Here is a 20,293-nt window from a genome sequence, read left to right as displayed (position 1 = left end):
CCTGCGACCCGTCTGGAGCCATTTTCGGCGGTCCAAATGACTTGGGGTAGGGTAAGACGTGCTGTAAATCGCTCCAGAACGGTCAATACAAATTGTAATATATAATAAAAATATTGCAAAATAGAATATCGCAATCGCTAAATTACTTTTCAGGCACCATGACTTCCAGACCACCCATGTAAGGACGAAGGACCTGGGGGATGACCACGGAGCCATCGGCCTGGAGGTTGTTTTCCAGGAAGGCGATGAGCATACGGGGCGGAGCTACCACTGTGTTGTTCAGTGTGTGGGGCAGATAGGTGCCCTTTTCCCCCTTGACCCGCATCTTCAGGCGGCGGGCCTGGGCGTCACCCAGATTGGAGCAGGAGCACACCTCAAAATATTTTTGCTGGCGGGGAGACCAGGCCTCAATGTCACAGGACTTGACTTTCAGGTCGGCCAGGTCGCCGGAGCAGCACTCCAGCTGTCGCACGGGGATGTCCAGGGAGCGGAAAAGCTCTACGGAGTAGCGCCACATCTTTTCGTACCAGTCCATGGAGTCTTCAGGCCGGCAGACCACGATCATCTCCTGCTTCTCAAACTGGTGGATGCGGTAGACACCCCGCTCCTCGATGCCATGAGCGCCCTTCTCCTTGCGGAAGCAGGGGGAGTAGGAGGTGAGCGTCTGGGGCAGGGATTCCTCAGGAATGATTTGGTCAATAAATTTGCCGATCATGGAGTGCTCGCTGGTGCCGATGAGGTACAGGTCCTCCCCCTCAATCTTGTACATCATGGCCTCCATATCAGTCTGAGACATGACGCCCTCCACCACGTTGCCATGGATCATAAAGGGAGGGATACAGAAGGTGAAGCCCTTGTTGATCATAAAGTCTCGGGCATAGGCCAGCACTGCCTCATGCAGCCGGGCGATGTCTCCCAGCAGATAGTAGAAGCCGTTGCCCGATACCCGGCCGGCGGCGTCCATGTCGATGCCGCGGAAGGACTCCATAATTTCAGTGTGGTAGGGGATAGGGAAGTCCGGTACCTTGGGTTCCCCAAACCGCTCTACCTCTACGTTGGCGGAATCGTCGGGGCCAATGGGGACGGAGGGATCGATGATGTTGGGGATTTGAAGCATGATCTTGCGGATCTGGGCGGCCAGCTCGGTTTCCTTGGCCTCCAGCTCCGCCAGACGGTCGGCGTTGGCCTTGACCTGGGCCTTGACCGCCTCCGCCTCCTCCAGCTTGGAGGGATCTTTTTTTGCCTGACCCATGAGCATACCCACTTGTTTGGACAGGGCGTTGCGGCTGGCGCGGAGCTCATTGGCCTCGCTAACGGCGGCCCGGTTCTCCTCGTCCAGGGCAATGACCTGATCAACCAAGGGCAGCTTGGCCTCCTGGAATTTCTTTTTGATATTTTCTTTGACGGCATCGGGGTTCTCGCGGACAAATCGAATATCTAACATTTTATACGTTCTCCTTTATTTAAGTGTAATGTTTCACGTGAAACGTTCCAGGGGGAAAGTCAGTTTGATAAGGAGTGACTTGGCGGGCTTTCCTGATCCAAAGCCCATGTCTCTAGGTCACAAAACAGATCTCCCTGGCGCTCGGCCTCAGCTTGAGGGTAGAGTAAGTGCCCTAATAAAGAGCCTCGTAAATCTCCAGATAGCGGTCATAGGGAGAAAAACGGCCATTGTCAGTGGTGCTCTCCTTAGGGAGATAGTCTTTCAGCGGTGTCTGCCCATTTTCTGTGGCTTCCATCTCCTGAATTAACTCACGACAAAGGGAATAACGCCCCCGAACATAGGCCTCGTCAATCTGCCAGAAGTGGTCTAGGGCGCGGCAGGTTTCAGAGAGCACATGTTCCTGGTGGCTGATAACATCAGGCAGCACATCTAACTGGTCATTGGCATCCGCCAACTGTTCCTCCAGGTCCGCTACCTGCTCCTTCAACTTCGCATTCTCCTCGTACAGGGTATCCAACCGCTGAACGGCGGATGCGGACTGCTGAAGGCTGTCGATTTGCTCCTGGTTTTGCTCCAGATAACTCTTATATTGCCGCCGCTCCATCATGAAAGAGTACAGCAACAGCAAGAAGGCGGCGGCAAAGAGGATGGCTATATATTGGAATACCGACCGCTGGCGGCGCTGCCGCTGTCCCTTGGTCATGGGTTTGTCCCCACGTTTGGCGGGAGAGGGGGGGAGATCCTGTGAATCAGGCTGGGGGGCCTGTCCTACCTGCTGAGCTTTTTCCTCATCCATTCCCACCACCTCCTTCCCGGTGGAGGCTCTGAAGCAGGGTCAAGAGAGCTTCCAGGTCCTGGTCATCATAGTACTCCAGCTCGATCCGGCCCTTTTTTCCTTTGTGGGCGATCTTCACCTTCCGGCCCAGCCGGCCGGATAGGTCCTTTTCCAGATCTCCCAGGTAGAGGGAGAGGTCGGGGCCGACGGCCTTCGGCTTTTCATTACGCTCCTTTTGAAGAGCCTTGACCAGCGCTTCGGTCTGGCGCACAGAGAGCTGACCCTCCGCTACCCGCTGGGCCGCCTCCTTCTGAATGGCGGCGGTGGGGGCGCCTAGAATGGCTCGGGCGTGCCCGGCGGAAAGAATGCCCTCCTCCAGAAGCGCCAGCACCTCATCCGGCAGAGCCAGCAGGCGCAGAGTGTTGGCGATGGCGGGCCGGGACTTGCCCATCTGTTGAGCTACCTGCTCCTGGGTCAGACCATATTCATCCATCAGGACCTGATAGCCTCGAGCCTCCTCGGCCGGATTCAGGTCCTCCCGTTGGAGGTTTTCAATCAGGCCCAGCTCCATGACCTTCCGGTCATCCGCCTCAATAATGACGGCGGGCACCTCGGCCAGCCCGGCGGCCTTGGCCGCCCGCCACCGGCGTTCACCGGCGATAATCTGATAGTAGCCGGAGGACAGCCGCCGAACCGTAAGGGGTTGAATAATGCCGTGGACTCGGATAGATTCAGTGAGATCGGCCAATGCCGCCTCGTCAAATCGCTTTCTAGGCTGGTTCAGTCCCGGCTCGACCTGGGAAATGGGCAGGGATACAGAGCCCTCGCCTTGGGGCTGGAGGTCCGGGTCGCCCAGCAGGGCGTTAAGACCACGGCCCAGCCCCAGTTCTTTGGTTCGTTTTGCCATAATAAACTCCTTTTCCAGAGTAAAACATCGGGTGCGGAGAGGAACGATATTGATTCATAAGAGCCGGACGACCACACAGCAGAACCTCGAAAGCTCCGCTTTCCGTACTCTTTTATAAGGTTAGCGCTTGGATGCAATCTCATCCGCCAACAGGCGGTAGGCCTCCGCGCCACGAGAATAGGGATCATAGGCGGAGATGGGTCTGCCGTGGCTGGGTGCCTCGGAGAGGCGGACGTTTCGAGGGATGACGGTGGCGTATACCTGGCCAGGGAAGTGGCGCTTGACCTCCTCCGCTACCTGAAGGGAGAGGTTGGTACGGCTGTCGAACATGGTGAGCAGAACCCCCTCCAGAGAGAGGGCGGGATTCAATCCCCGCTTGACTAACCGCACTGTGGCCAAGAGGTCGCTAAGCCCCTCCAGGGCATAGTATTCGCATTGGACCGGGACCAACAGGGAGCCGGCGGCACACAGGGCGTTGACAGTAAGCAGCTCTAGAGAAGGGGGACAGTCGATAAATATATAGTCATAGTCCCCGGACAGGGCGTCCAGGGCGGTTTTCAACAGTCTCTCCCGGTTGTCGATGGCGATCATCTCAATGCCCGCTCCGGCCAGCGCCTTGTTAGAGGGGAGAACATCGCCATATCTGGTCCGGACCACTGCTTTGGCCGGCTCGGCCCCATTGATCAGCACATCGTAGATATTGGGAGAAGCGGTATTCTTATCTACACCCATGCCGGAGGTAGAGTTGGCCTGGGGATCGAAGTCGCATAGCAGCACCCGCTTGCCCAGGTCATGGAGGGCGGCGGACAAGTTGACAGCGGTGGTCGTCTTGCCTACTCCACCCTTTTGATTGACGACAGCGATGATCTTGGCCATGAGCGCCTCCTTAGCAGCGATGAAAATGCCCCCGAAGGGGCGGTACAGCATCTTATTATATCAATCGGGCACCGGGATTTCAACTGCTTTTCCGCTTTTTCTCTGTCCTTTCCCACAAAAAATGAGTGCCTAATGTTTCACGTGAAACATCAGGGCCATCTGGGCGCAAAAACCCCGTGGGCTCAGGATCAAAAGCCCACGGGGCAAAAAGGGGGGAGGGCGTCATGTGGCCCTTCGGGGAATATGAATGGTAAGTAAAATCTCCTCGTCGGTGTCCTCTCTGCGGCAACAGGCGTTGACGCCGGCAGAGCGCATCAGATCCAGACTACGGCTGATGGTATTTAAAAACAGCCGGACATCCTTGACAATAAACGTGGGTTTCTTTTTAGGGCCGGAGGAGGGAGAGGAGAGCATGGCCTCCACCATACTCTCTGTCTGGGCCACGGTCAGGGAACGCTCGGTCACCTGCTGCGCCGCTTCCCGCTGCTGGGCCGGGTCCTCCAGACGGAGCAGGGCGCGAGCGTGACGCTCGGTGCATCCACCTTCCCGCAGGATTGTGAGGACCGCCGGGTCCAGCTTCAGCAGCCGGAGCTTATTGGCCACAGCGGACTGGCTCTTACCCAAACGCCGGGCGGCTTCATCCTGGGAGATGTGATAGGTGTCAATGAGTTTACGCAGGGCGAGAGCCTCCTCCCAAAAATCCAGGTCACGCCGCTGGAGATTCTCCACCAGGGCCAGCAGGGAGGAGGACTGACCGTCTGTCTGGATGGATAGGCAGGGCACTTCCCGCAGACCGGCTAGCTTGGCCGCACGCAGCCTCCGCTCGCCAGCCACCAGCTCCCAGCCGCCCTCCCGGCGGCGCACAGTAAGTGGCTGTAAAATACCCATAGACTGGATGGAGTCAGCCAGTTCCTCTAGTTCGGGTTGGGAAAACAACGTGCGGGGCTGGTCAGGATTGGGAAGGATTGAGTCCACAGGGAGGAATAGGACACGCCCGCTGTCGAATATACCTTTTTTGGGCAGCAGCCGCATGATAGGTACCGCCTTTCTGTCAAGTTCTCACACCCATATTCTACCAAAATATGGTAAATAATAGGTCGAAAACACAGAGGGGCAGAAAAAAATCCGTAAAAATTTCAGAGGGAGGGTCAAAGGCTGACTGAATAGATAAAAAATGAATGATTGATATGGGGAACTTGCACAATTATAAAAGGAGAGGAAGAGAATACCTTGTAAATTCAAAGCGAGGTGTATATAATGAAAGCAGAAGAAAAAGTGCTGTAAAAAGCGGGGATAAGGGAAATAAGAGGAAGGAGAGAGGGAGAGGGCCGGGTCCAATGCCGTTGTATGTATGATTACGGCCGTTTTATTTCTGGAAAATCCTTGCGAAAGTATAAGGGAAGATAGGGAAGGAGAAGGAGAATTATGAAAACAAAAAAACTGCCTCTTGCCTTTTGGATCTTTGTCGGCTTAGTGGCTGGTATTGCCGCGGGCCTGATACTGATGGCGGTCCCTGACGGAGGGCAGATCGCCATTGGCTATATCAAGCCCTGGGGCGACATCTTTTTGAACCTGCTGAAATTTATTGTAGTGCCTATCGTCCTGTTTTCTATCGCTGCCGGAGTCATCTCGATGCAGGACATCAGCCGCGTGGGTTCGGTAGGTGGCAAGACAGTGGTATATTATATGTGTACCACAGCCTTTGCGGTGGTGCTGGCCCTAACGCTGGCCAGCGTGGCGAAGGGGGCCGGCCTCTTTACGACCTTGGAGACCAGCGGCCTGAGCTATGAACCCCCAGCGGGAAAAAGCATTATGTCGGTCATTGTGGATATTTTCCCCGCCAACCCAATCACGCCGCTGGCCAATGCCTCTATGCTTCAGGTCATCGTCATTTCTTTGCTGTTGGGCTTCGGTATCCTGCTGGCCGGAGAGAAGGGGCTGGTGGCCGCCCAGATTGTGGACAGTTTCAATGAGGTGTCCATGAAGATTATGGACCTGATTATCAAGTTGTCTCCCATTGGTGTCGCCTGCCTGATCTGTCCGGTCATCGTGGAAAACGGCCCGGAGATCCTAGCATCCCTAGTGGCGGTGCTGCTGGTGGCCTATGTGGGGTATATCCTCCATGCCGTCCTGGTCTATTCCCTAACCGTGGGTACCTTGGGGGGAGTGTCCCCTCTCAAATTCTTTGCTTACATGGCCCCGGCTATGATGATGGCCTTTTCCTCCGCGTCTTCAGTAGGGACGCTGCCCTTTACGCTGGAGTGTTCCGAGCGGCTGGGGGCCCGGCGTGAGGTGGCCTCCTTTGTCCTGCCCCTGGGGGCCACCATCAATATGGACGGTACCGCCATCTACCAGGGCGTCTGTGCCATCTTTATCGCCACGGCCTTCGGCATTGATTTGAGCCTGGGACAAATGGTCACCATAGTGCTCACCGCTACCCTCGCCTCTATCGGTACCGCCGGCGTACCAGGGGCGGGCATGGTCATGCTGGCCATGGTTCTTCAGAGCGTCAATATCCCCATCGAAGGTATCGCTCTGGTGGCCGGGATCGACCGGATCTTCGATATGGGCCGTACTACGGTGAACATCACTGGCGACGCCGCTTGTGCGGTCATCGTGTCCAAGATGGAGGACCGTAAGACTGCCAAGACGCAGGGCGCGGTCCGCTGATTTTCTCCGCGTTGTGCCTGGAGAGGCGGTGAGGGCCGCCCGATCCACAAAGCTGGCGCGTCAATGGAACAATAAGAGGGAGCCCCTCCTTTGGGAGAGGCTCCCTCTTACTTTTTAAACAAGCCGGAAAAGAATTTGATTTTTATTTAAATAATAATTATATTATTCTATAATAGAATTAAGCAATAAAAATATTTATTTAGAAAAAACTTATTTAATTATATAGACAAATTAGAAAAGAGATATATAATGAAAGCTATACTAAATATATATTTTTTAGTATTTATTGAGAAGTAAAATGGAGGATGATGTAAAATGGGTATTCCAGTTGGGATCAATGGATTCGGACGGATTGGAAGGGTTGTACTCCGAATCATCTTGGAGCGAGGGGACGGCTTTGACCTGCGCGGCATCAATTTGCGTAAGGCTGACCTGGACTACATGGAGTACATGGTGAAGTATGATTCAGTGTTTCACACCTTTCAGGGGACGGTGGAACATGATGGCCGCGACCTGATCGTAAACGGACACAGGATCCGGGTATTCAGTCAGAGCGACGCGGGGCAGATCCCATGGAGCGAGTGCGGCGCACAGTACATCGTAGAATCCACCGGGGCCTTTAACTCCCAAGAGCTGGCCTCCCTCCATTTTCAGGGCGGGGCAAAAAAAGTGGTCATTACCGCTCCGGCCAAAGATGAAATGACGCCCACCTTTGTCATGGGCGTCAACCACTGGAATTATAGCGCGGATATGGATGTAGTATCCAACGCCTCCTGCACGACAAATTGTCTGGCGCCTCTGACTAAGGTCATCCAGGACAATTTTGGGATAGAGCAGGCCCTTATGTCTACCATCCATGCCTCTACAGCCAAGCAGAAGGCGGTAGACGCCAGAGCGGGGCGTGATTGGAGGACAGGCCGCTCTGTCATTGGCAACATCATTCCCTCCACGACCGGGGCGGCCAAGGCGGTGGGCCTGGTCATTCCGGAGCTGAAGGGCAAAATGACCGGGATGTCCTTCCGTGTCCCGACCAATGATGTATCCGTGGTGGACCTGACCGCCCGCTTGGTGACACCCACCACCTATGAGGAGATATGCCATGCTGTCCATGTGGCCGCCCAGGGCCCCATGAAGGGAATCCTATCCTATACCAGAGATCAGATCGTGTCCTCCGATATCATTGGCAATCCCCACACCTCCATTTTGGACGAAACTGCGGGTATCATGCTGGATGACCGCTTTGTCAAGCTGATCGCTTGGTATGATAACGAGTGGGGGTACTCCAATAAAGTGCTGGACCTGATTTCCCATATGTACCGCGTGGACCGTTCCTAAAAGGAGAGCCGTCTGCCGGGAAACCAGCAGGCGGCTCTTTTTTGTTTTACTCGTCAGCGGTCGTTCTGGTACGCCAGGCGATCTCAGATTCCAAGTCGCTTTTCAGCTTGTTGTTCTCCGCCACCAGATCGTCGTAGTGCCGGCTTTGGACATAGTATTTGACAAACTCAAAAGTGGCCTCCTGGAATTCCTCCTCGCTATAAGAGGGGAGGAGGGAGCCGTTGACTCGCTTCAGGCCCTGGACGGAAATGAGGACCAGACGGCGGTTCTTTTCAGACAGGCGGGCCAGCTTCAGGGTGTCAGGAATCTCCAGACCCAGGCCGTAGGCCTCGTTCACCAGTTCCAGCAGCCGGCGCTGTTCCGGCTTGGCCGATACGATGACCCCGTATTTTTGGAATAGGTCCTTTAGATAATCTACCGATACCAGTTCTCTGGTAATGGTCCCTTTGCCAATGCCGGAGAACATTGTATTTGACAGGGAAAAGCTGACATAAACCTCATTTCCAGTTTTCGGATAACCCATGGACGTTTCCTCCTATACTTTAAATAAAATAGACTGGGGTGAAAGGGGCTGTGTATAGTTTTATTATAGTTCAGGTTGCATTAAATATCAAGAAGATTTTAAAAAAAATTGTGCAGGATTACCGACTGAAAAAAGATGCTGCACTTGGTTATGTCGGCTGAAACTTTGTCAGCCTGTATTTCAAGCGGTACCGTATTGCCCCGTTTTCTCCTGTGGAACGGGACGGTCGGGGCAAAAGAAGGCGTGGTTGGTGAAAAAGGACGAAAGCTGGGGAGAAACAGAGAAAAAATTGTGGAAGGCGCAAGAGAAAAAATTTAAAAAAGGGATTGCAGGGGACGAAAATTTTTTGTAGAATGAATGTATATCAAGAAGTAGCGTGGCCCGTATTTTCGGGCCACTGTCATTTTCGAGGAAAGGACGGGGACTGGAAATGGAGCTTCTCAAGCAGCGGATCCGTCAGGACGGGATCGTGAAGGGGAACGATGTGCTGAAGGTGGACAGTTTTCTGAACCATCAGATGGATATTGCCCTTTTTGAGGAGATCGGCAAAGAATTCCAGCGCCGGTTCGCCAACTGCGGCGTGAACAAGATTTTGACCATCGAGGCCTCCGGCATCGGGATCGCTTGTATCACGGCGCAGTTTTTTCACTGTCCGGTGATTTTTGCCAAAAAGACCCAGACCAAAAATATTGACGGCGAGGTCTTTGCCACCCAGGTGGAGTCTTTTACTCACGGCCGGATCTATCAGGTCATCGTGTCCAAAAAGTTCCTGGGCCCCCAGGACAAGGTGCTTATCGTTGACGACTTTTTGGCCAACGGCGCCGCCCTGGAGGGACTGATCGACATAGTGGCGCAGTCCGGGGCACAGCTGGCCGGGGCGGGGATCGTCATTGAAAAGGCGTTCCAGCCCGGTGGAGACCGGCTCCGCGCCCAGGGCGTGCGGGTGGAGTCCCTGGCCAGAGTCAAGGCTATGAGTGAGGAAAACGGTGTGGAGTTCGCGGATTAAAGCCGGAGCCATCCGGTTTTAATATATGTACCATCCGAGGAATGAAAAGAGCAACCAAAAACTAAGGAGGATAACACAACGATGAAGAAGATCCTTGCGGCGGCTATGGCAATGGCCATGGTCCTGTCCCTGGCCGCCTGCGGCAACAGCGGCGACGGCGGCAACAGTGCCACCAGCGGAAACAACCAGTCCAACACCAGCAGCAGCCAGGCTGGCGGCTCCCAGACCACCGACGTCAGCGACTTTAAGGTGGGCGCTATCTACATCAACAGCAAGAACGACACCGCCGGCTACACCTATGCCCACCACAACGGCATTACCAAGGCCATGGAGGCCCTGGGCATGGACCCCGACACCCAGCTCATCATCCAGGACGAGATCACCGAGGACTATGAGAACGTGGCCACCGCCGTGGATACCCTGGTGGGCGAGGACTGCGACATCATCTTCGGCATCTCCTTCGGCTATCTGAATGCCATGGCCGACAAGGCTGAGGAGTATCCCGATGTGATCTTCTCTCACGCCACTGGCTATATGAGCAACCCCAACAACTACAACAACTACTTTGGCCGTATCTATCAGGCGCGCTACCTGGCCGGTATTGCCGCTGGCCTGAAGAGCCTGGAGACCAACAATAACAATGTGGGCTATGTGTCCGCCTACGGCACTGAGTACGCTGAGACCTGCTCCGGCATTAACGGCTTTGCCCTGGGTGTCCAGGCCGTCAACCCCGACGCCACTGTCTATGTGAAGGAGCTGGGCAACTGGTTCGACGAGGTCAACGAGTACGCCTTTGCCGAGGAGCTGATTAACAGCTACAACTGCGGTGTCATCGCCCAGCACTGCGACTCTGCCCAGCCTCAGCTGGCCGCGGAGAAGGCCGGCGTGTTTGGCTGCGGTTACAACTCCGACATGACCAAGGACGCCCCCAACGCCCACCTGACTGCCCCTGTGTGGAACTGGGATGTCTACTACAAGCTGGCAATCGAGACTGCCATGGCCTGTGAAGGCGATGCTTCCCAGTTCGTGGAGAAGATGGGCGGCGAAGCTTGGTACGGCGGTCTGGCCGAAGGCTTTGTAGATGTGTCCCCCCTGAGTGACAACTGTGCTGCCGGCACCCAGGACGCCATTGACCAGGTCCGTGAGCTTATCGTTTCCGGCGCTTGGGACGTGTTCTCCGGCGTAAAGCTGAAGGTCACAGTCGCTGACGGTAAGGCCGCCGTGGAGCAGTATGACGACGCTCTGGTCACCAGCGACCGGGACGAGACCAAGGACGGCCAGGTGGTGGTTCCCGCCAACACCGAGATCGTGCCCGCCGGCGGCGAGTCTGTGGAGGACGGCGTCATCACCGGCACCATGAACTACTTTGTCAAGGGTGTCGTAGTGGCCTGAGCTTTTTGAACGAATATCCCCTAAGACCCGAAAAACCGGGCCGGCCACCGGCCGGCCCGGTTTTTAGAGCTTATGGCCCTTGGCCTGTGCTCCCTGGTCCGGAACCTCCGGCCCAGGGAGGAGAGGCCAGCGGTATTGGATTGCCTGGATACGATGTGCAATATAAGAGAGAAAGATAACAATTTGTAGTACAAAAGAGGGAGCGTGGTTCCATGGCGTCGGAATATGTCATTGAAATGAAGGGCATCACCAAGACCTTTGGCAGTGTGGTGGCCAACAAGGACGTAGACCTGACCCTGCGCCAGGGGGAGATTCTGGCCCTGCTGGGGGAAAACGGATCGGGCAAGACCACCCTGATGAATATGCTGTCTGGCATTTACCAGCCTGACCGGGGCCAGATCCTGATGGACGGGATACCTGTGACCATTAATTCCCCGGAGGATTCTAAGCGGCTGGGCATTGGTATGGTCCATCAGCACTTCAAGCTGGTGGATGTGTTCTCCGCGGCCGATAACATCTGGATGGGCAAGGAGAAGGCCGGTATCGGGCTAAACAGGGCTCGGTACGGAGAGATCGGGGAGATGGCCAAAAAATTCGGCTTTGACATCGACCCCAGAAAAAAGGTCCGGAACATGGCGGTGTCGGAGAAGCAGACCCTGGAGATTATCAAGGTGCTCTATTACGGAGCTAAGGTCATCATTCTGGACGAGCCTACCGCGGTGCTGACAGTCCAGGAGATTGATAAGCTCTTTGCTGTGCTGCGGAAGATGAAGGAGGAGGGCCACTCCATCATCATCATCACCCACAAGCTCAACGAGGTCATGGACATTTCCGACCGGGTAGCTATCCTGCGCAAGGGGGAGTATATCACCACCGTGGACACCGCTCACACCAACGAGCAGGAGTTGACCGAGTGGATGGTAGGCCGGAAAATTGACCTGAATATTGAACGGCCTGTGGTGGAAAAAACCCGGCCCCTGCTGGAAGTCCGGGATCTGACCATCAAAAACGACGAAGGCGCCGTGGCCATCGACAAGGTGAGCTTCTACATCCGGGGAGGGGAGATTCTGGGAGTGGCAGGCATCGCCGGCTGCGGCCAGAAGGAGCTGTGTGAGGCCATCGCCGGCCTGCGGCCCATCCAGTCCGGCTTGATGATTCACAAGGGGGACAATATTGTGGGCCTGCCCCCCAAGGCTATTCTGGAGAAGGGCATCTCCATGTCCTTTATCCCCGAGGACCGGCTGGGAATGGGCCTGGCCCCCTCCATGTCCATTACGGACAATATGCTCCTGAAAAATTATGGTGAGAACAAGGGTCCCTTTGTGGATCGGAAGGCGGGCCGGGCCGCCGCCCAGCAGGTGATTGAGCAACTGGGCGTGGTCACTCCCTCAACAGAAACCCCGGTACGCCGGTTGTCGGGCGGAAATGTGCAGAAGGTGCTGCTGGGCCGGGAGATTAAGGCGGGCCCCAATGTCCTGATAACCGCCTATCCGGTCCGTGGTCTGGACATCAATTCGTCCTACGCCATCTATCACATCCTGAACCAGCAGAAACAGGATGGGGTAGGCATCCTGTTCGTGGGCGAGGATCTGGATGTGATGCTGGCCCTGTGCGACAAGATCATGGTACTGTGCCACGGTAAGGTCATGGGCGTGGTCCACGCTCACAAGACGACCAAGGAGGAACTGGGTCTGATGATGACTGGCGCCCTGGACCTGACCAATAAGTATGAGAATAAGCCCGCCGGTATTGCCCGGGACACCAACATCACCGACCAGGAGTTGCGTGAGCTGGAGGCCCAGGAGGACGGCGGCCGGAGGAAGGAGGACTGACCATGCGTTTTCATATCGTCAAGCGGGATCACTGTCCCCTCTGGAAAAAGCTGTGCCTTTATCTGCTTGCGGTGGGCGCCGCCCTGGCGGTAGGCGGTCTGCTGCTGCTGGCCATGGGAGTGGACCCAGTCGCCTATTACAGCCGGATGTTCACCATGGGCATGGTGGGCAACAAGATTGCCTACAAGACCTTTGAGAACTATCTGAAGGTCTTTGTTCCCCTGGCGCTCACCTCTGTGGCCCTGTCCCTGGCCTTTAAGATGCGGTTTTGGAACATCGGGGGCGAGGGTCAGTTCATCCTGGGGGCTGTGGCCGCCGCCACAGTGGCCTTTAAGGCCGGCCCTATGCTTCCGACTCCGCTGACTTTAGTGCTGATGTGTCTGGCAGGAATGGCAGCCGCCGGTCTGTATGGCGCCTTCGTAGCTGTGCTGAAGGTAAAGTTCGGCACCAATGAGACCCTGATGACCCTGATGCTCAACTATGTGGCCCTATATTTCCTGGTATTTTTGGGAGAAACCCAAGCGTCCTGGAACTTCTTTCTGGACACCTCGTCCGTCCGGCCTGTCTTTGCTAACTTCAGCAAGATGGTGTCCTTCCCCACCATTCCCATCGGGAAATTTTCCCTGAATATCTGCGTTCCCCTCACATTGCTCATCGGCGTCTTGGTCTATATCTACCAGAGATACTCCAAACATGGGTATGAGATCGCTGTGGTGGGGGACAGCGCCGGCACCGCCCACTATGCGGGCATGAAGGTGAACGCCATCGTGCTGCGCACCGTATTCCTGTCCGCCTGTCTTATCGGCCTGGCTGCCTCCTTCAAGGTGGGCACCTCCGGCATCCTCTCCACCTCCTTTACCGACGATGTGGGCTGGACGGGCGTTATTGTGGCCTGGCTGTCCCAGCTGAACACCGCTGTGATCTTTGTGGTGGCCGCTCTGATCTCCATGCTGCAGCACGGCTCCACCATTGCCGCCGCCACCTTCTCCAAGGTGGACTCCAGCTTTGCCGATATGCTTCAGGGGGTCATTCTGTTCCTGGTACTGGCGGCGGACTTCTTCATCCGCTTTAAGCTTGTGCGTTCTCAGAAAGGGGGTAGCACCTAATGGAAATGGATAAACTGGGCGTGGTCACCACCTTTGTCCACAACATCGTGGTGTACAACATTCCTCTGCTCTACGGCACGGTGGGCGAGATCGTGGTGGAAAAGTCAGGCAGCCTGAACCTGGGCGTGGAGGGCATTATGGCCGTGGGAGCCATCTTTGGCTATATTGTGGGCTGCTACGCCAACAGCCTGGGGGTGGGCATTCTGGTGTCCTTCCTGGCCGGCGCCCTGTGCGGCCTGCTCTTTGCCCTGCTGACTGTTTCCCTCCAGGCGAACCAGAACATCACCGGCCTGACCCTGACCACCTTCGGCCTGGGCGTCTACTTCTTTGTGGGCAACGGCGTCAAGGCGGTCAGCTGGCCCGCCATGAATGACTACGCCAACATCAAGGAGGGCTTTTCCGATCTGGCTATTCCCGGCCTGTCCCAACTGCCCGTTGTCGGCCGGGGCCTGTTTGACCACAATATTATGGTCTATCTGGCGGTGGCCATTGCTCTGCTCATGTGGTGCTATCTGAACCGTACCGCACCCGGCCTGCGTTTGAGGGCGGTAGGGGAAAATCCCGGCGCCGCCGACTCTGTGGGTATCAATGTAAAGCGGTACAAATATATCCACATCTGCCTGGGCTGCGGCATCATGGGGATCGGCGGTTACTATATGGGGCTGAATATGTCTGGCTCCTTCAACAGCAGCTGCTGGATCAACGGCTACGGCTGGATTGCGGTGGCACTGGTCATCTTTGCCAACTGGAATCCTGCCCTGGCCATCCTGGGCACCTTCGTTTTCGGCTTTTTCAATACCCTGCGAGTTTCAGGCTCCAGTCTGGCCGCCGCCTTCCCCGATACGCTTGGGTGGCTGGCTGCCGTCCCAACCCAGCTGTACCAGGCCCTGCCCTTCCTCATCACCGCCATTGTGCTGGTGGCTACCTCCGTCCGCAAGCGTGAGGGCTCCGGCCTGCCCGCCTCCCTGGGGCTCAATTATTTTCGGGAAGAGCGGTGACCTGCAAGAAAAAGACCTGACCGGATCCATCACAATAGTTTTTTGCCGCTGTCTTCTGAGGAAGACAGCGGCATTTTCTATATATTTTATGTACCGTTTCCACATTTTTCAGGCTTTGATGCTTTCCACAATGCGTCCATCCTGACCTTTGATGGTCACCACCTCCTGCTTCATATTCAAGTCGATCTCACGATACATCATGCCGTAACGTTTTGGGGTTACTCCCGTAAGCTTTTTAAAGGTACGGATAAAATGTTCGTTGCTTTGGAAACCGGACCGTTCTCCCGCTTCCTGTACCCGCATTCCCTGTCGCAGCAGTCCCCGCGCCTTGAGAACTCTGCAGTTAATGACATAGTCAATTAAGCTAAAGCCAGTGTGCTCCTTAAATAGGTGGCACAGATAATGCTTGCTCATATAAAAGGCTTCCGCGATACTTGCGGTAGTCAGCGGCTCATCCAAATGGTCCTGGATATATTCTAAAATCGGGGTCACTTTTTCTAGTCCCGGATTGGTGCGCGCCTGGGGTTTTCCGGCTTTGGCAAAGTGGGAAAAGCACTCCACCAAAAAGTTGATGACCTCTGCAACTCTGTTCAAATCGGCGCCAAACCCGATCTCTTTTGGGGCCATCAGGCCGGAAAACAGTGTTTCCAGCCTGTTGATATCGTCTCCAGTGAGGGTCACCGCCTGCCCGATCCCGCAGCAGTATGTGCTGAACTGGGTATAGGGGCTGCTGAGGACCTGGAGCATCTGGGGAGACACATGAAATACCATACACCGGTACTCCTCATTCGCCACGCTGCGATGCAGGACCGAGCTATTAATGAAAAATAGCTGTCCCCGGTGCAGCGGAAACACAGTGTTTCCAATAAACAAAAGCCCTTCTCCAGACACACACAGAACAATCTCCACATCCTCATGGAAGTGAGGCTTATCCATAGAATAGGTGTCATTTTTACTGATGTGTACTTCATATCGGCACTGCAGCATACGGGCGCTGTTCTCTCCTTTCTCAAGTCGGGCGTTTCCCAGGGAGCGCCTGTGTTCTCTCAAATGTAGCATGGACGGAAACGCTTCTCAAAGCATTTTGCTTTTTTGAACAAGATAGATCAATAAAATAACAAGGTACCTACCAGAAATTTCGACATGACCCCATTTTATGTGTTTGATCCGAATTATTTAATATTTTTGGAAATAAATCCATTTTTTGTTTTATTCAATTTGTTTATTTGCTTTACCGTCATTTTCACTTTTTTGGTGTTTTCATCCTGCTATTAGCAAGATACGTCAATTTAATCCTCGTTGAGTGCAGGAAAACGTCCTTATTCTCTGACATAATTCAAGGCAGAAAAGCCAATGCGCAGCGGCGATTCCCATCTGTCTCTGCCCGGCAGCCAAGAAAAACCTGCGGCACGGGCCTTATACCAGGCGCAGCCAGCGGGTTGGGCTGGGCACGAATGAAAAAGGAGCAACAACATAATGCTGCACAACTACGACGTGATCCACTTTGAGGCTTTGGGCGAGGAAGCTCACCACCTTCGTGAGGAGACGGAGGCAGCGCAGGCCAAGGGGCTGCTGCCCAGGGATCTGCGTTATCTGATCGTTCCCGATGCACTGCAGGATTTTCTTGCACAGCACCCAGACGAAACGCTTCCTCCCCTCATTACGATTAAGACCCACTCTGTTCCTCCCCAGGACTACCTTGCCAGCAATCCCAAAAAGAGCATCATTACCAGAAGTGCTGGCTATGATCATCTGGAAAGTCTGGCTGATGTTTCCAACATCACCTCTTTGCGCAACTACTGCGTCAACGCGGTTGCGCAGACCGCCATCAAATTCCTGTACGCGACTGCCGGACTGCTAAACCAATACACAGTGAACACTGCTACGTTTGAGCGCAACAAGACTGACTCCTTCATGGAGCTGGCCGCCAACCGGGTGGTGACAGTATTTGGTCTTGGCAATATTGGAAAGCGCGCATTTGATCTGGCTCGTGCCAACGGTCTGACAGTACAGGCTGTGGACATCCGCGCCCGGGAGCTGTCCCAGCGATACGGTGACGACGTGAAATTTGTCACCAAGGATGAGGCCATTGAGACCAGCGACGTGATCATCAACGCCATGAATCTGACCCGGATCAAGGGGAGCCCTTATTACAACGAGAACTACTTCTCCTACGACTATCTCAGCCGTGCCAAGAAGGGGTTGATCTTCATCAATGTGACTCGTGGCGAGATTGCGCCGGAGCCTGTGCTGCTGAAGCTCTACGATCAGGGTGTGCTGGGCGGCATCGGCCTGGATGTGTTCTCCAATGAGCATGATTTTTCATTGGCTGTTCAGAAGGGGCAGGTTGAGACTGTGAACAACCGGGTAGCTGCGGCGCTGGTGCTGCTCCAGATGGCGGAGAGCCGGATGGGCAACATTTATGTGCAGCCCCACCAGGGCTTCAACTCTGATCTGGCTGTGGAGTCCAAGGCAGCTGACACAATTTCCCACATGATCAGCTGGTATCAAAACGGGAAGAAACGTTTTGATGAACAGCTGCCCTATTACCAGGATGTGATCTGACTTTCTGCGCGTCAGGGCTTTCTGGAGCAACTGATAAAGGAGGAAAGTGTTTACAATGGAACTCACAATGTCTTCTGCTATCTGGCAAGTCATGGTCGATATTTCGATCATGGGCGCACTGCTACTGATCGGTGAATTTCTGCGTGCCAAGGTAAAACTGATTCAAAAGGTGCTGATTCCTCCCGCGGTTATCGCTGGTTTTCTGGCTCTTCTGTTCGGTCCACAAAGTCCTGTGGAGCAGCTGAAGATCCTGCCTCTGTCTACCTCATTCGGGACCTATGCCAGCGTGCTGATCGTGGTGATCTTTGCCGCCACCCCCATCGGGGACAAGCCCCAGAAAGGGGCCGCGTCGGGCCCCAAGATCAGCGGTATGTTCTTTAACGTGTCGGGTATTGCCGTACTGCAGTACGCCGTAGGCATGCTGGTCACACTGGTGCTGCTGGTCAAACTCTATCCCACTCTGGACGAGAACTTTGGTCTGATGATGGCTACTGGCTTCTACGGCGGCCATGGCACCGCTGCGGCGGTAGGCTCCGCTCTGAGTGAGCTGGGCGTGCCTAACATGACGGATCTGGGCAACACCTGCGCCACCATTGGCATCGTAGGCGGCATCATTAGCGGCATGATCATTATCAACTGGGGCACCCGTAAGGGCTACACCCACTACGTGGAGAATCCCAAGGAGCTCCCTCAGGAAATGCGTACCGGCCTGGTCCCTGCCAATAAGCAGAAGTCTTCTTCGAAAGGCACCGTAGCCTCCATCTGCCTGGATCCTCTGGGCTTCCATCTGGGTATTGTGATGCTGGCCTGCTGGGTGGGCTATATCGCCTCCAAGTGGTTTGCCAACTGGACGCTGGCTACCTTTGATTTCAAGATCTCTATTCCTGAGTTCTGCCTGTCTCTCATTGCCGGAATCATCCTCAATGGCTTTCTGAACAAGACGGGTGCGGATCAGTATGTGGACCGGGGTACGGTACAGCGTATCCAGGGCACCGCCACCGACTTCCTGATGATTTCCGGTATCGGCTCGCTGAACCTCAGTGTCGTAATGGAATTTGCGGTTCCCCTCATCGTGGTGTGCGCCGCTGGCTTCCTCATCAACTGGTTCTGGTTCATCATCGTGGGCGGAAAATCCTCCGACGAGGATTGGTTCGAGCGCAACATGATGGTCTGGGGTCACGCCACCGGCGTGGCGGCCACCGGCGTGCTGCTGCAGCGCGTGGTTGACCCGGAACTGAAGAGCCGCGGTATTGAGGACTCCGGCATCGCCGATGTGTTCAACCGTCCCATCATCATTGGCCTTCAGGTAATTCCTCCCATTCTTATCGTCAACATGGGTACGACCGGAAGCTGGATCGTCACTGGCGCTTGCTTTGCCATTGTGGCTGTTATGTGGATCTTCGCCTACTTCACTAAGGGCTGGGTCCCCGGACGTCGTCTGAAGACATATCGATAATTTACCCATTTTTCATCTTCTTCTACATACACCGTCTCTTGGTCCTCCCCAGAGAGCCAGGAGGCGGTGTGTGCCGCTATATACCCAGATCGGAGTGCCCCATATACCAGCCAGGTCTTTTTTGCCCAGGAAATAAGGGGCAGAAAGTCATATAGGAGCTGGCTCCCGCATATCTTCCTGATACGAACCATACAGAGGATAAGGGGTGGTAATGTGGATAAGAGAGATCAAATCGGACGGGCCCTGCGCCGTGGAGTGGCCCTGGGGCTTGTGTTGGTGGCCTGCTGGGGGCTGTCCCTGATGGCCGATTTATCCGGGGTAAAGGAACGGCTGGCCGCGCTGGGGCAGGAGCCCGGCCTGTCCGTGTCCCTGTTGTCCAGCCAGCTGGGGGAGCTGCCCCGGCAGACCGCTTCCGCAGAGCTGACCGGATGGGGCAGGCTGCTGTTGAGTCACAGCGCCCTGCTGGCTGCCGGAGAGGAAGCGGTAGCGGAAGTCCGAGATGGGGCCGACCCGATGGAGGATTTGGGCTCAAAGGAAGAATTGGTGGATGAGGAGGAGCAGGGGGAACCCGACCTGAAGCCTCCCACAGAGGACGAGGGCATCCTGGAGATGACGGCGAAGGGCAAAGAGGGGGGGAAGTACCTCCACGACCAGGGAGTTTATGTCTATGACCGGACCGACCTGGGGCTGGACGCCTCGGTGCTGGGGGAGGGCACGGTGGACGTTCCACTGGGAGAGGGACCGCAGATCCTGATCCTGCACACCCATGGCAGTGAGGCATACTCCCAGTCGGACGGGAGGTCCTATGAGGAGAGCGATCCCTACCGGACCACCGACTGTAACCACAACATGGTCCGGGTGGGGGAGGAGATGGCCACGGTTTTTCGGGCCCACGGCCTTCAGGTGGTCCATGATACCAACCTCTATGACTATCCGGCCTATAATGGGGCCTATGACCGGTCCAAGGCGGCGGTGGAGCAGTGGCTGAAGCAGTATCCCACCATCAAAGTGGTGCTGGATGTCCACCGGGACGCCCTGGTGGGAAACGAGGGGGAGATCTATAAGCTGGTTTCAGAGGAGGCCGGGGAGAAGGTGGCCCAGGTCATGCTGGTGGTGGGCACCGACGGCTCTGGCGCCGCCCACCCCCGCTGGAGGGACAATTTGGCCTTTGGAATCAAGCTGCAAAAAAACCTGGTCACAGGGTACTCCAGCCTGGCCCGGCCCATCGTCCTGCGCAACAGCCGGTATAACCAGCAGCTCTCGCCCGGCTACCTCCTGGTGGAGGTGGGAGGCCATGGAAATACTCTCACCGAGGCCCTGGCCGGGGCCCGCCTGTGGGCGGACAACGTGGCCCGCACCCTGCTGGCCATGAAGGAGGGGTAGGAAGTCCAAGAAAAGAGCGGTTGCG

The 20,293-nt window shown here is 55.5% G+C and carries 19 protein-coding genes; 12 read left to right on the top strand and 7 right to left on the bottom strand.

Annotated elements, in window-relative coordinates:
* Nucleotides 1–142: 142 nt before the first annotated feature.
* The 5 genes from serS to MCG44_RS14280 all read right to left on the bottom strand — a co-directional run bounded on the left by serS (nt 143) and on the right by MCG44_RS14280 (nt 5,034).
* Nucleotides 143–1,444, bottom strand: coding sequence for a serine--tRNA ligase (gene serS, locus MCG44_RS14300; protein ID WP_240288860.1), 1,302 nt, complete (start codon nt 1,442–1,444; stop codon nt 143–145).
* 172 nt (nt 1,445–1,616) lie between these two features.
* Nucleotides 1,617–2,240 carry a hypothetical protein gene (locus MCG44_RS14295; protein ID WP_240288859.1) on the bottom strand — a complete coding sequence of 208 codons (624 nt, stop codon included), beginning with the start codon at nt 2,238–2,240 and terminating at the stop codon, nt 1,617–1,619.
* Complete coding sequence (locus MCG44_RS14290) at nt 2,233–3,126, bottom strand: ParB/RepB/Spo0J family partition protein (protein ID WP_147572562.1); 894 nt, start codon at nt 3,124–3,126, stop codon at nt 2,233–2,235. Before MCG44_RS14290 ends, MCG44_RS14295 begins: the two co-directional genes overlap by 8 nt.
* A gap of 120 nt (nt 3,127–3,246) precedes the next feature.
* Nucleotides 3,247–4,002 (bottom strand): ParA family protein, encoded by a 756-nt coding sequence (locus MCG44_RS14285; RefSeq protein WP_147572564.1) that lies wholly within the window; start codon nt 4,000–4,002, stop codon nt 3,247–3,249.
* Between the two features lie 222 nt (nt 4,003–4,224).
* Entirely contained in the window at nt 4,225–5,034 is an 810-nt protein-coding gene (locus MCG44_RS14280) for a ParB/RepB/Spo0J family partition protein (RefSeq protein ID WP_186853207.1), read from the bottom strand.
* 146 nt (nt 5,035–5,180) lie between these two features.
* On the opposite strand from MCG44_RS14280, the gene MCG44_RS14275 reads away from it, so the two are divergent.
* From MCG44_RS14275 to gap, 3 genes are all read left to right on the top strand, one after another.
* Complete coding sequence (locus tag MCG44_RS14275) at nt 5,181–5,357, top strand: hypothetical protein (RefSeq protein WP_240288857.1); 177 nt, start codon at nt 5,181–5,183, stop codon at nt 5,355–5,357.
* Nucleotides 5,358–5,427: 70 nt separating this feature from the next.
* A complete protein-coding gene (locus tag MCG44_RS14270) occupies nt 5,428–6,672 on the top strand; it encodes a dicarboxylate/amino acid:cation symporter (protein ID WP_186853205.1) in 1,245 nt (414 codons plus the stop codon).
* A gap of 315 nt (nt 6,673–6,987) precedes the next feature.
* Nucleotides 6,988–8,007, top strand: coding sequence for a type I glyceraldehyde-3-phosphate dehydrogenase (gene gap, locus MCG44_RS14265; RefSeq protein ID WP_240288856.1), 1,020 nt, complete (start codon nt 6,988–6,990; stop codon nt 8,005–8,007).
* Nucleotides 8,008–8,053: 46 nt separating this feature from the next.
* Here the strand turns inward: gap and MCG44_RS14260 are convergent, their stop codons facing one another.
* On the bottom strand, nt 8,054–8,530 hold the full coding sequence (locus MCG44_RS14260) for a hypothetical protein (protein WP_147572571.1): 477 nt from the start codon (nt 8,528–8,530) through the stop codon (nt 8,054–8,056).
* A 150-nt stretch (nt 8,531–8,680) separates the two neighbouring features.
* Between MCG44_RS14260 and MCG44_RS14255 the strand changes: the two genes are divergently transcribed.
* The 6 genes from MCG44_RS14255 (at nt 8,681) to MCG44_RS14230 (ending at nt 14,864) form a co-directional block, all read left to right on the top strand.
* Nucleotides 8,681–8,848, top strand: a complete 168-nt coding sequence (locus MCG44_RS14255; RefSeq protein WP_240288855.1) for a hypothetical protein — start codon at nt 8,681–8,683, stop codon at nt 8,846–8,848.
* Nucleotides 8,849–8,960: 112 nt separating this feature from the next.
* Nucleotides 8,961–9,536, top strand: a complete 576-nt coding sequence (locus MCG44_RS14250) for a xanthine phosphoribosyltransferase (protein WP_147572573.1) — start codon at nt 8,961–8,963, stop codon at nt 9,534–9,536.
* A gap of 81 nt (nt 9,537–9,617) precedes the next feature.
* Nucleotides 9,618–10,928, top strand: a complete 1,311-nt coding sequence (locus MCG44_RS14245; RefSeq protein WP_147572574.1) for a BMP family ABC transporter substrate-binding protein — start codon at nt 9,618–9,620, stop codon at nt 10,926–10,928.
* A 212-nt stretch (nt 10,929–11,140) separates the two neighbouring features.
* Nucleotides 11,141–12,760 (top strand): ABC transporter ATP-binding protein, encoded by a 1,620-nt coding sequence (locus MCG44_RS14240; protein ID WP_240288854.1) that lies wholly within the window; start codon nt 11,141–11,143, stop codon nt 12,758–12,760.
* A gap of 2 nt (nt 12,761–12,762) precedes the next feature.
* Nucleotides 12,763–13,866, top strand: a complete 1,104-nt coding sequence (locus MCG44_RS14235) for an ABC transporter permease (protein WP_186853202.1) — start codon at nt 12,763–12,765, stop codon at nt 13,864–13,866.
* Nucleotides 13,866–14,864 carry an ABC transporter permease gene (locus MCG44_RS14230; RefSeq protein ID WP_240288853.1) on the top strand — a complete coding sequence of 333 codons (999 nt, stop codon included), beginning with the start codon at nt 13,866–13,868 and terminating at the stop codon, nt 14,862–14,864. Before MCG44_RS14235 ends, MCG44_RS14230 begins: the two co-directional genes overlap by 1 nt.
* A gap of 108 nt (nt 14,865–14,972) precedes the next feature.
* Here MCG44_RS14230 and MCG44_RS14225 read toward each other — a convergent pair whose 3' ends face one another.
* Nucleotides 14,973–15,923, bottom strand: a complete 951-nt coding sequence (locus tag MCG44_RS14225) for an AraC family transcriptional regulator (RefSeq protein WP_240288852.1) — start codon at nt 15,921–15,923, stop codon at nt 14,973–14,975.
* A 417-nt stretch (nt 15,924–16,340) separates the two neighbouring features.
* On the opposite strand from MCG44_RS14225, the gene MCG44_RS14220 reads away from it, so the two are divergent.
* From MCG44_RS14220 to spoIIP, 3 genes are all read left to right on the top strand, one after another.
* Complete coding sequence (locus tag MCG44_RS14220; RefSeq protein WP_186853201.1) at nt 16,341–17,429, top strand: NAD(P)-dependent oxidoreductase; 1,089 nt, start codon at nt 16,341–16,343, stop codon at nt 17,427–17,429.
* A gap of 55 nt (nt 17,430–17,484) precedes the next feature.
* On the top strand, nt 17,485–18,885 hold the full coding sequence (locus MCG44_RS14215) for a sodium/glutamate symporter (RefSeq protein WP_186853200.1): 1,401 nt from the start codon (nt 17,485–17,487) through the stop codon (nt 18,883–18,885).
* A 213-nt stretch (nt 18,886–19,098) separates the two neighbouring features.
* Nucleotides 19,099–20,268, top strand: coding sequence for a stage II sporulation protein P (gene spoIIP, locus MCG44_RS14210; RefSeq protein WP_240288851.1), 1,170 nt, complete (start codon nt 19,099–19,101; stop codon nt 20,266–20,268).
* The last annotated feature ends 25 nt before the right edge of the window (nt 20,269–20,293 follow it).

The organism is Lawsonibacter sp. OA9 (assembly GCF_022440585.1).
Note: the sequence above shows the minus strand (reverse complement) of the source record. Positions and strands in the feature narration are given on the sequence as shown.

Coding starts and splice junctions, on each gene's coding strand:
- serS (WP_240288860.1), bottom strand. CDS start 1,444: ATGTTAGATATTCGATTTGTCCGCGAGAACCCCGATGCCGTCAAAGAA.
- MCG44_RS14295 (WP_240288859.1), bottom strand. CDS start 2,240: ATGGATGAGGAAAAAGCTCAGCAGGTAGGACAGGCCCCCCAGCCTGAT.
- MCG44_RS14290 (WP_147572562.1), bottom strand. CDS start 3,126: ATGGCAAAACGAACCAAAGAACTGGGGCTGGGCCGTGGTCTTAACGCC.
- MCG44_RS14285 (WP_147572564.1), bottom strand. CDS start 4,002: ATGGCCAAGATCATCGCTGTCGTCAATCAAAAGGGTGGAGTAGGCAAG.
- MCG44_RS14280 (WP_186853207.1), bottom strand. CDS start 5,034: ATGCGGCTGCTGCCCAAAAAAGGTATATTCGACAGCGGGCGTGTCCTA.
- MCG44_RS14275 (WP_240288857.1), top strand. CDS start 5,181: ATGATTGATATGGGGAACTTGCACAATTATAAAAGGAGAGGAAGAGAA.
- MCG44_RS14270 (WP_186853205.1), top strand. CDS start 5,428: ATGAAAACAAAAAAACTGCCTCTTGCCTTTTGGATCTTTGTCGGCTTA.
- gap (WP_240288856.1), top strand. CDS start 6,988: ATGGGTATTCCAGTTGGGATCAATGGATTCGGACGGATTGGAAGGGTT.
- MCG44_RS14260 (WP_147572571.1), bottom strand. CDS start 8,530: ATGGGTTATCCGAAAACTGGAAATGAGGTTTATGTCAGCTTTTCCCTG.
- MCG44_RS14255 (WP_240288855.1), top strand. CDS start 8,681: ATGTCGGCTGAAACTTTGTCAGCCTGTATTTCAAGCGGTACCGTATTG.
- MCG44_RS14250 (WP_147572573.1), top strand. CDS start 8,961: ATGGAGCTTCTCAAGCAGCGGATCCGTCAGGACGGGATCGTGAAGGGG.
- MCG44_RS14245 (WP_147572574.1), top strand. CDS start 9,618: ATGAAGAAGATCCTTGCGGCGGCTATGGCAATGGCCATGGTCCTGTCC.
- MCG44_RS14240 (WP_240288854.1), top strand. CDS start 11,141: ATGGCGTCGGAATATGTCATTGAAATGAAGGGCATCACCAAGACCTTT.
- MCG44_RS14235 (WP_186853202.1), top strand. CDS start 12,763: ATGCGTTTTCATATCGTCAAGCGGGATCACTGTCCCCTCTGGAAAAAG.
- MCG44_RS14230 (WP_240288853.1), top strand. CDS start 13,866: ATGGAAATGGATAAACTGGGCGTGGTCACCACCTTTGTCCACAACATC.
- MCG44_RS14225 (WP_240288852.1), bottom strand. CDS start 15,923: ATGCTACATTTGAGAGAACACAGGCGCTCCCTGGGAAACGCCCGACTT.
- MCG44_RS14220 (WP_186853201.1), top strand. CDS start 16,341: ATGCTGCACAACTACGACGTGATCCACTTTGAGGCTTTGGGCGAGGAA.
- MCG44_RS14215 (WP_186853200.1), top strand. CDS start 17,485: ATGGAACTCACAATGTCTTCTGCTATCTGGCAAGTCATGGTCGATATT.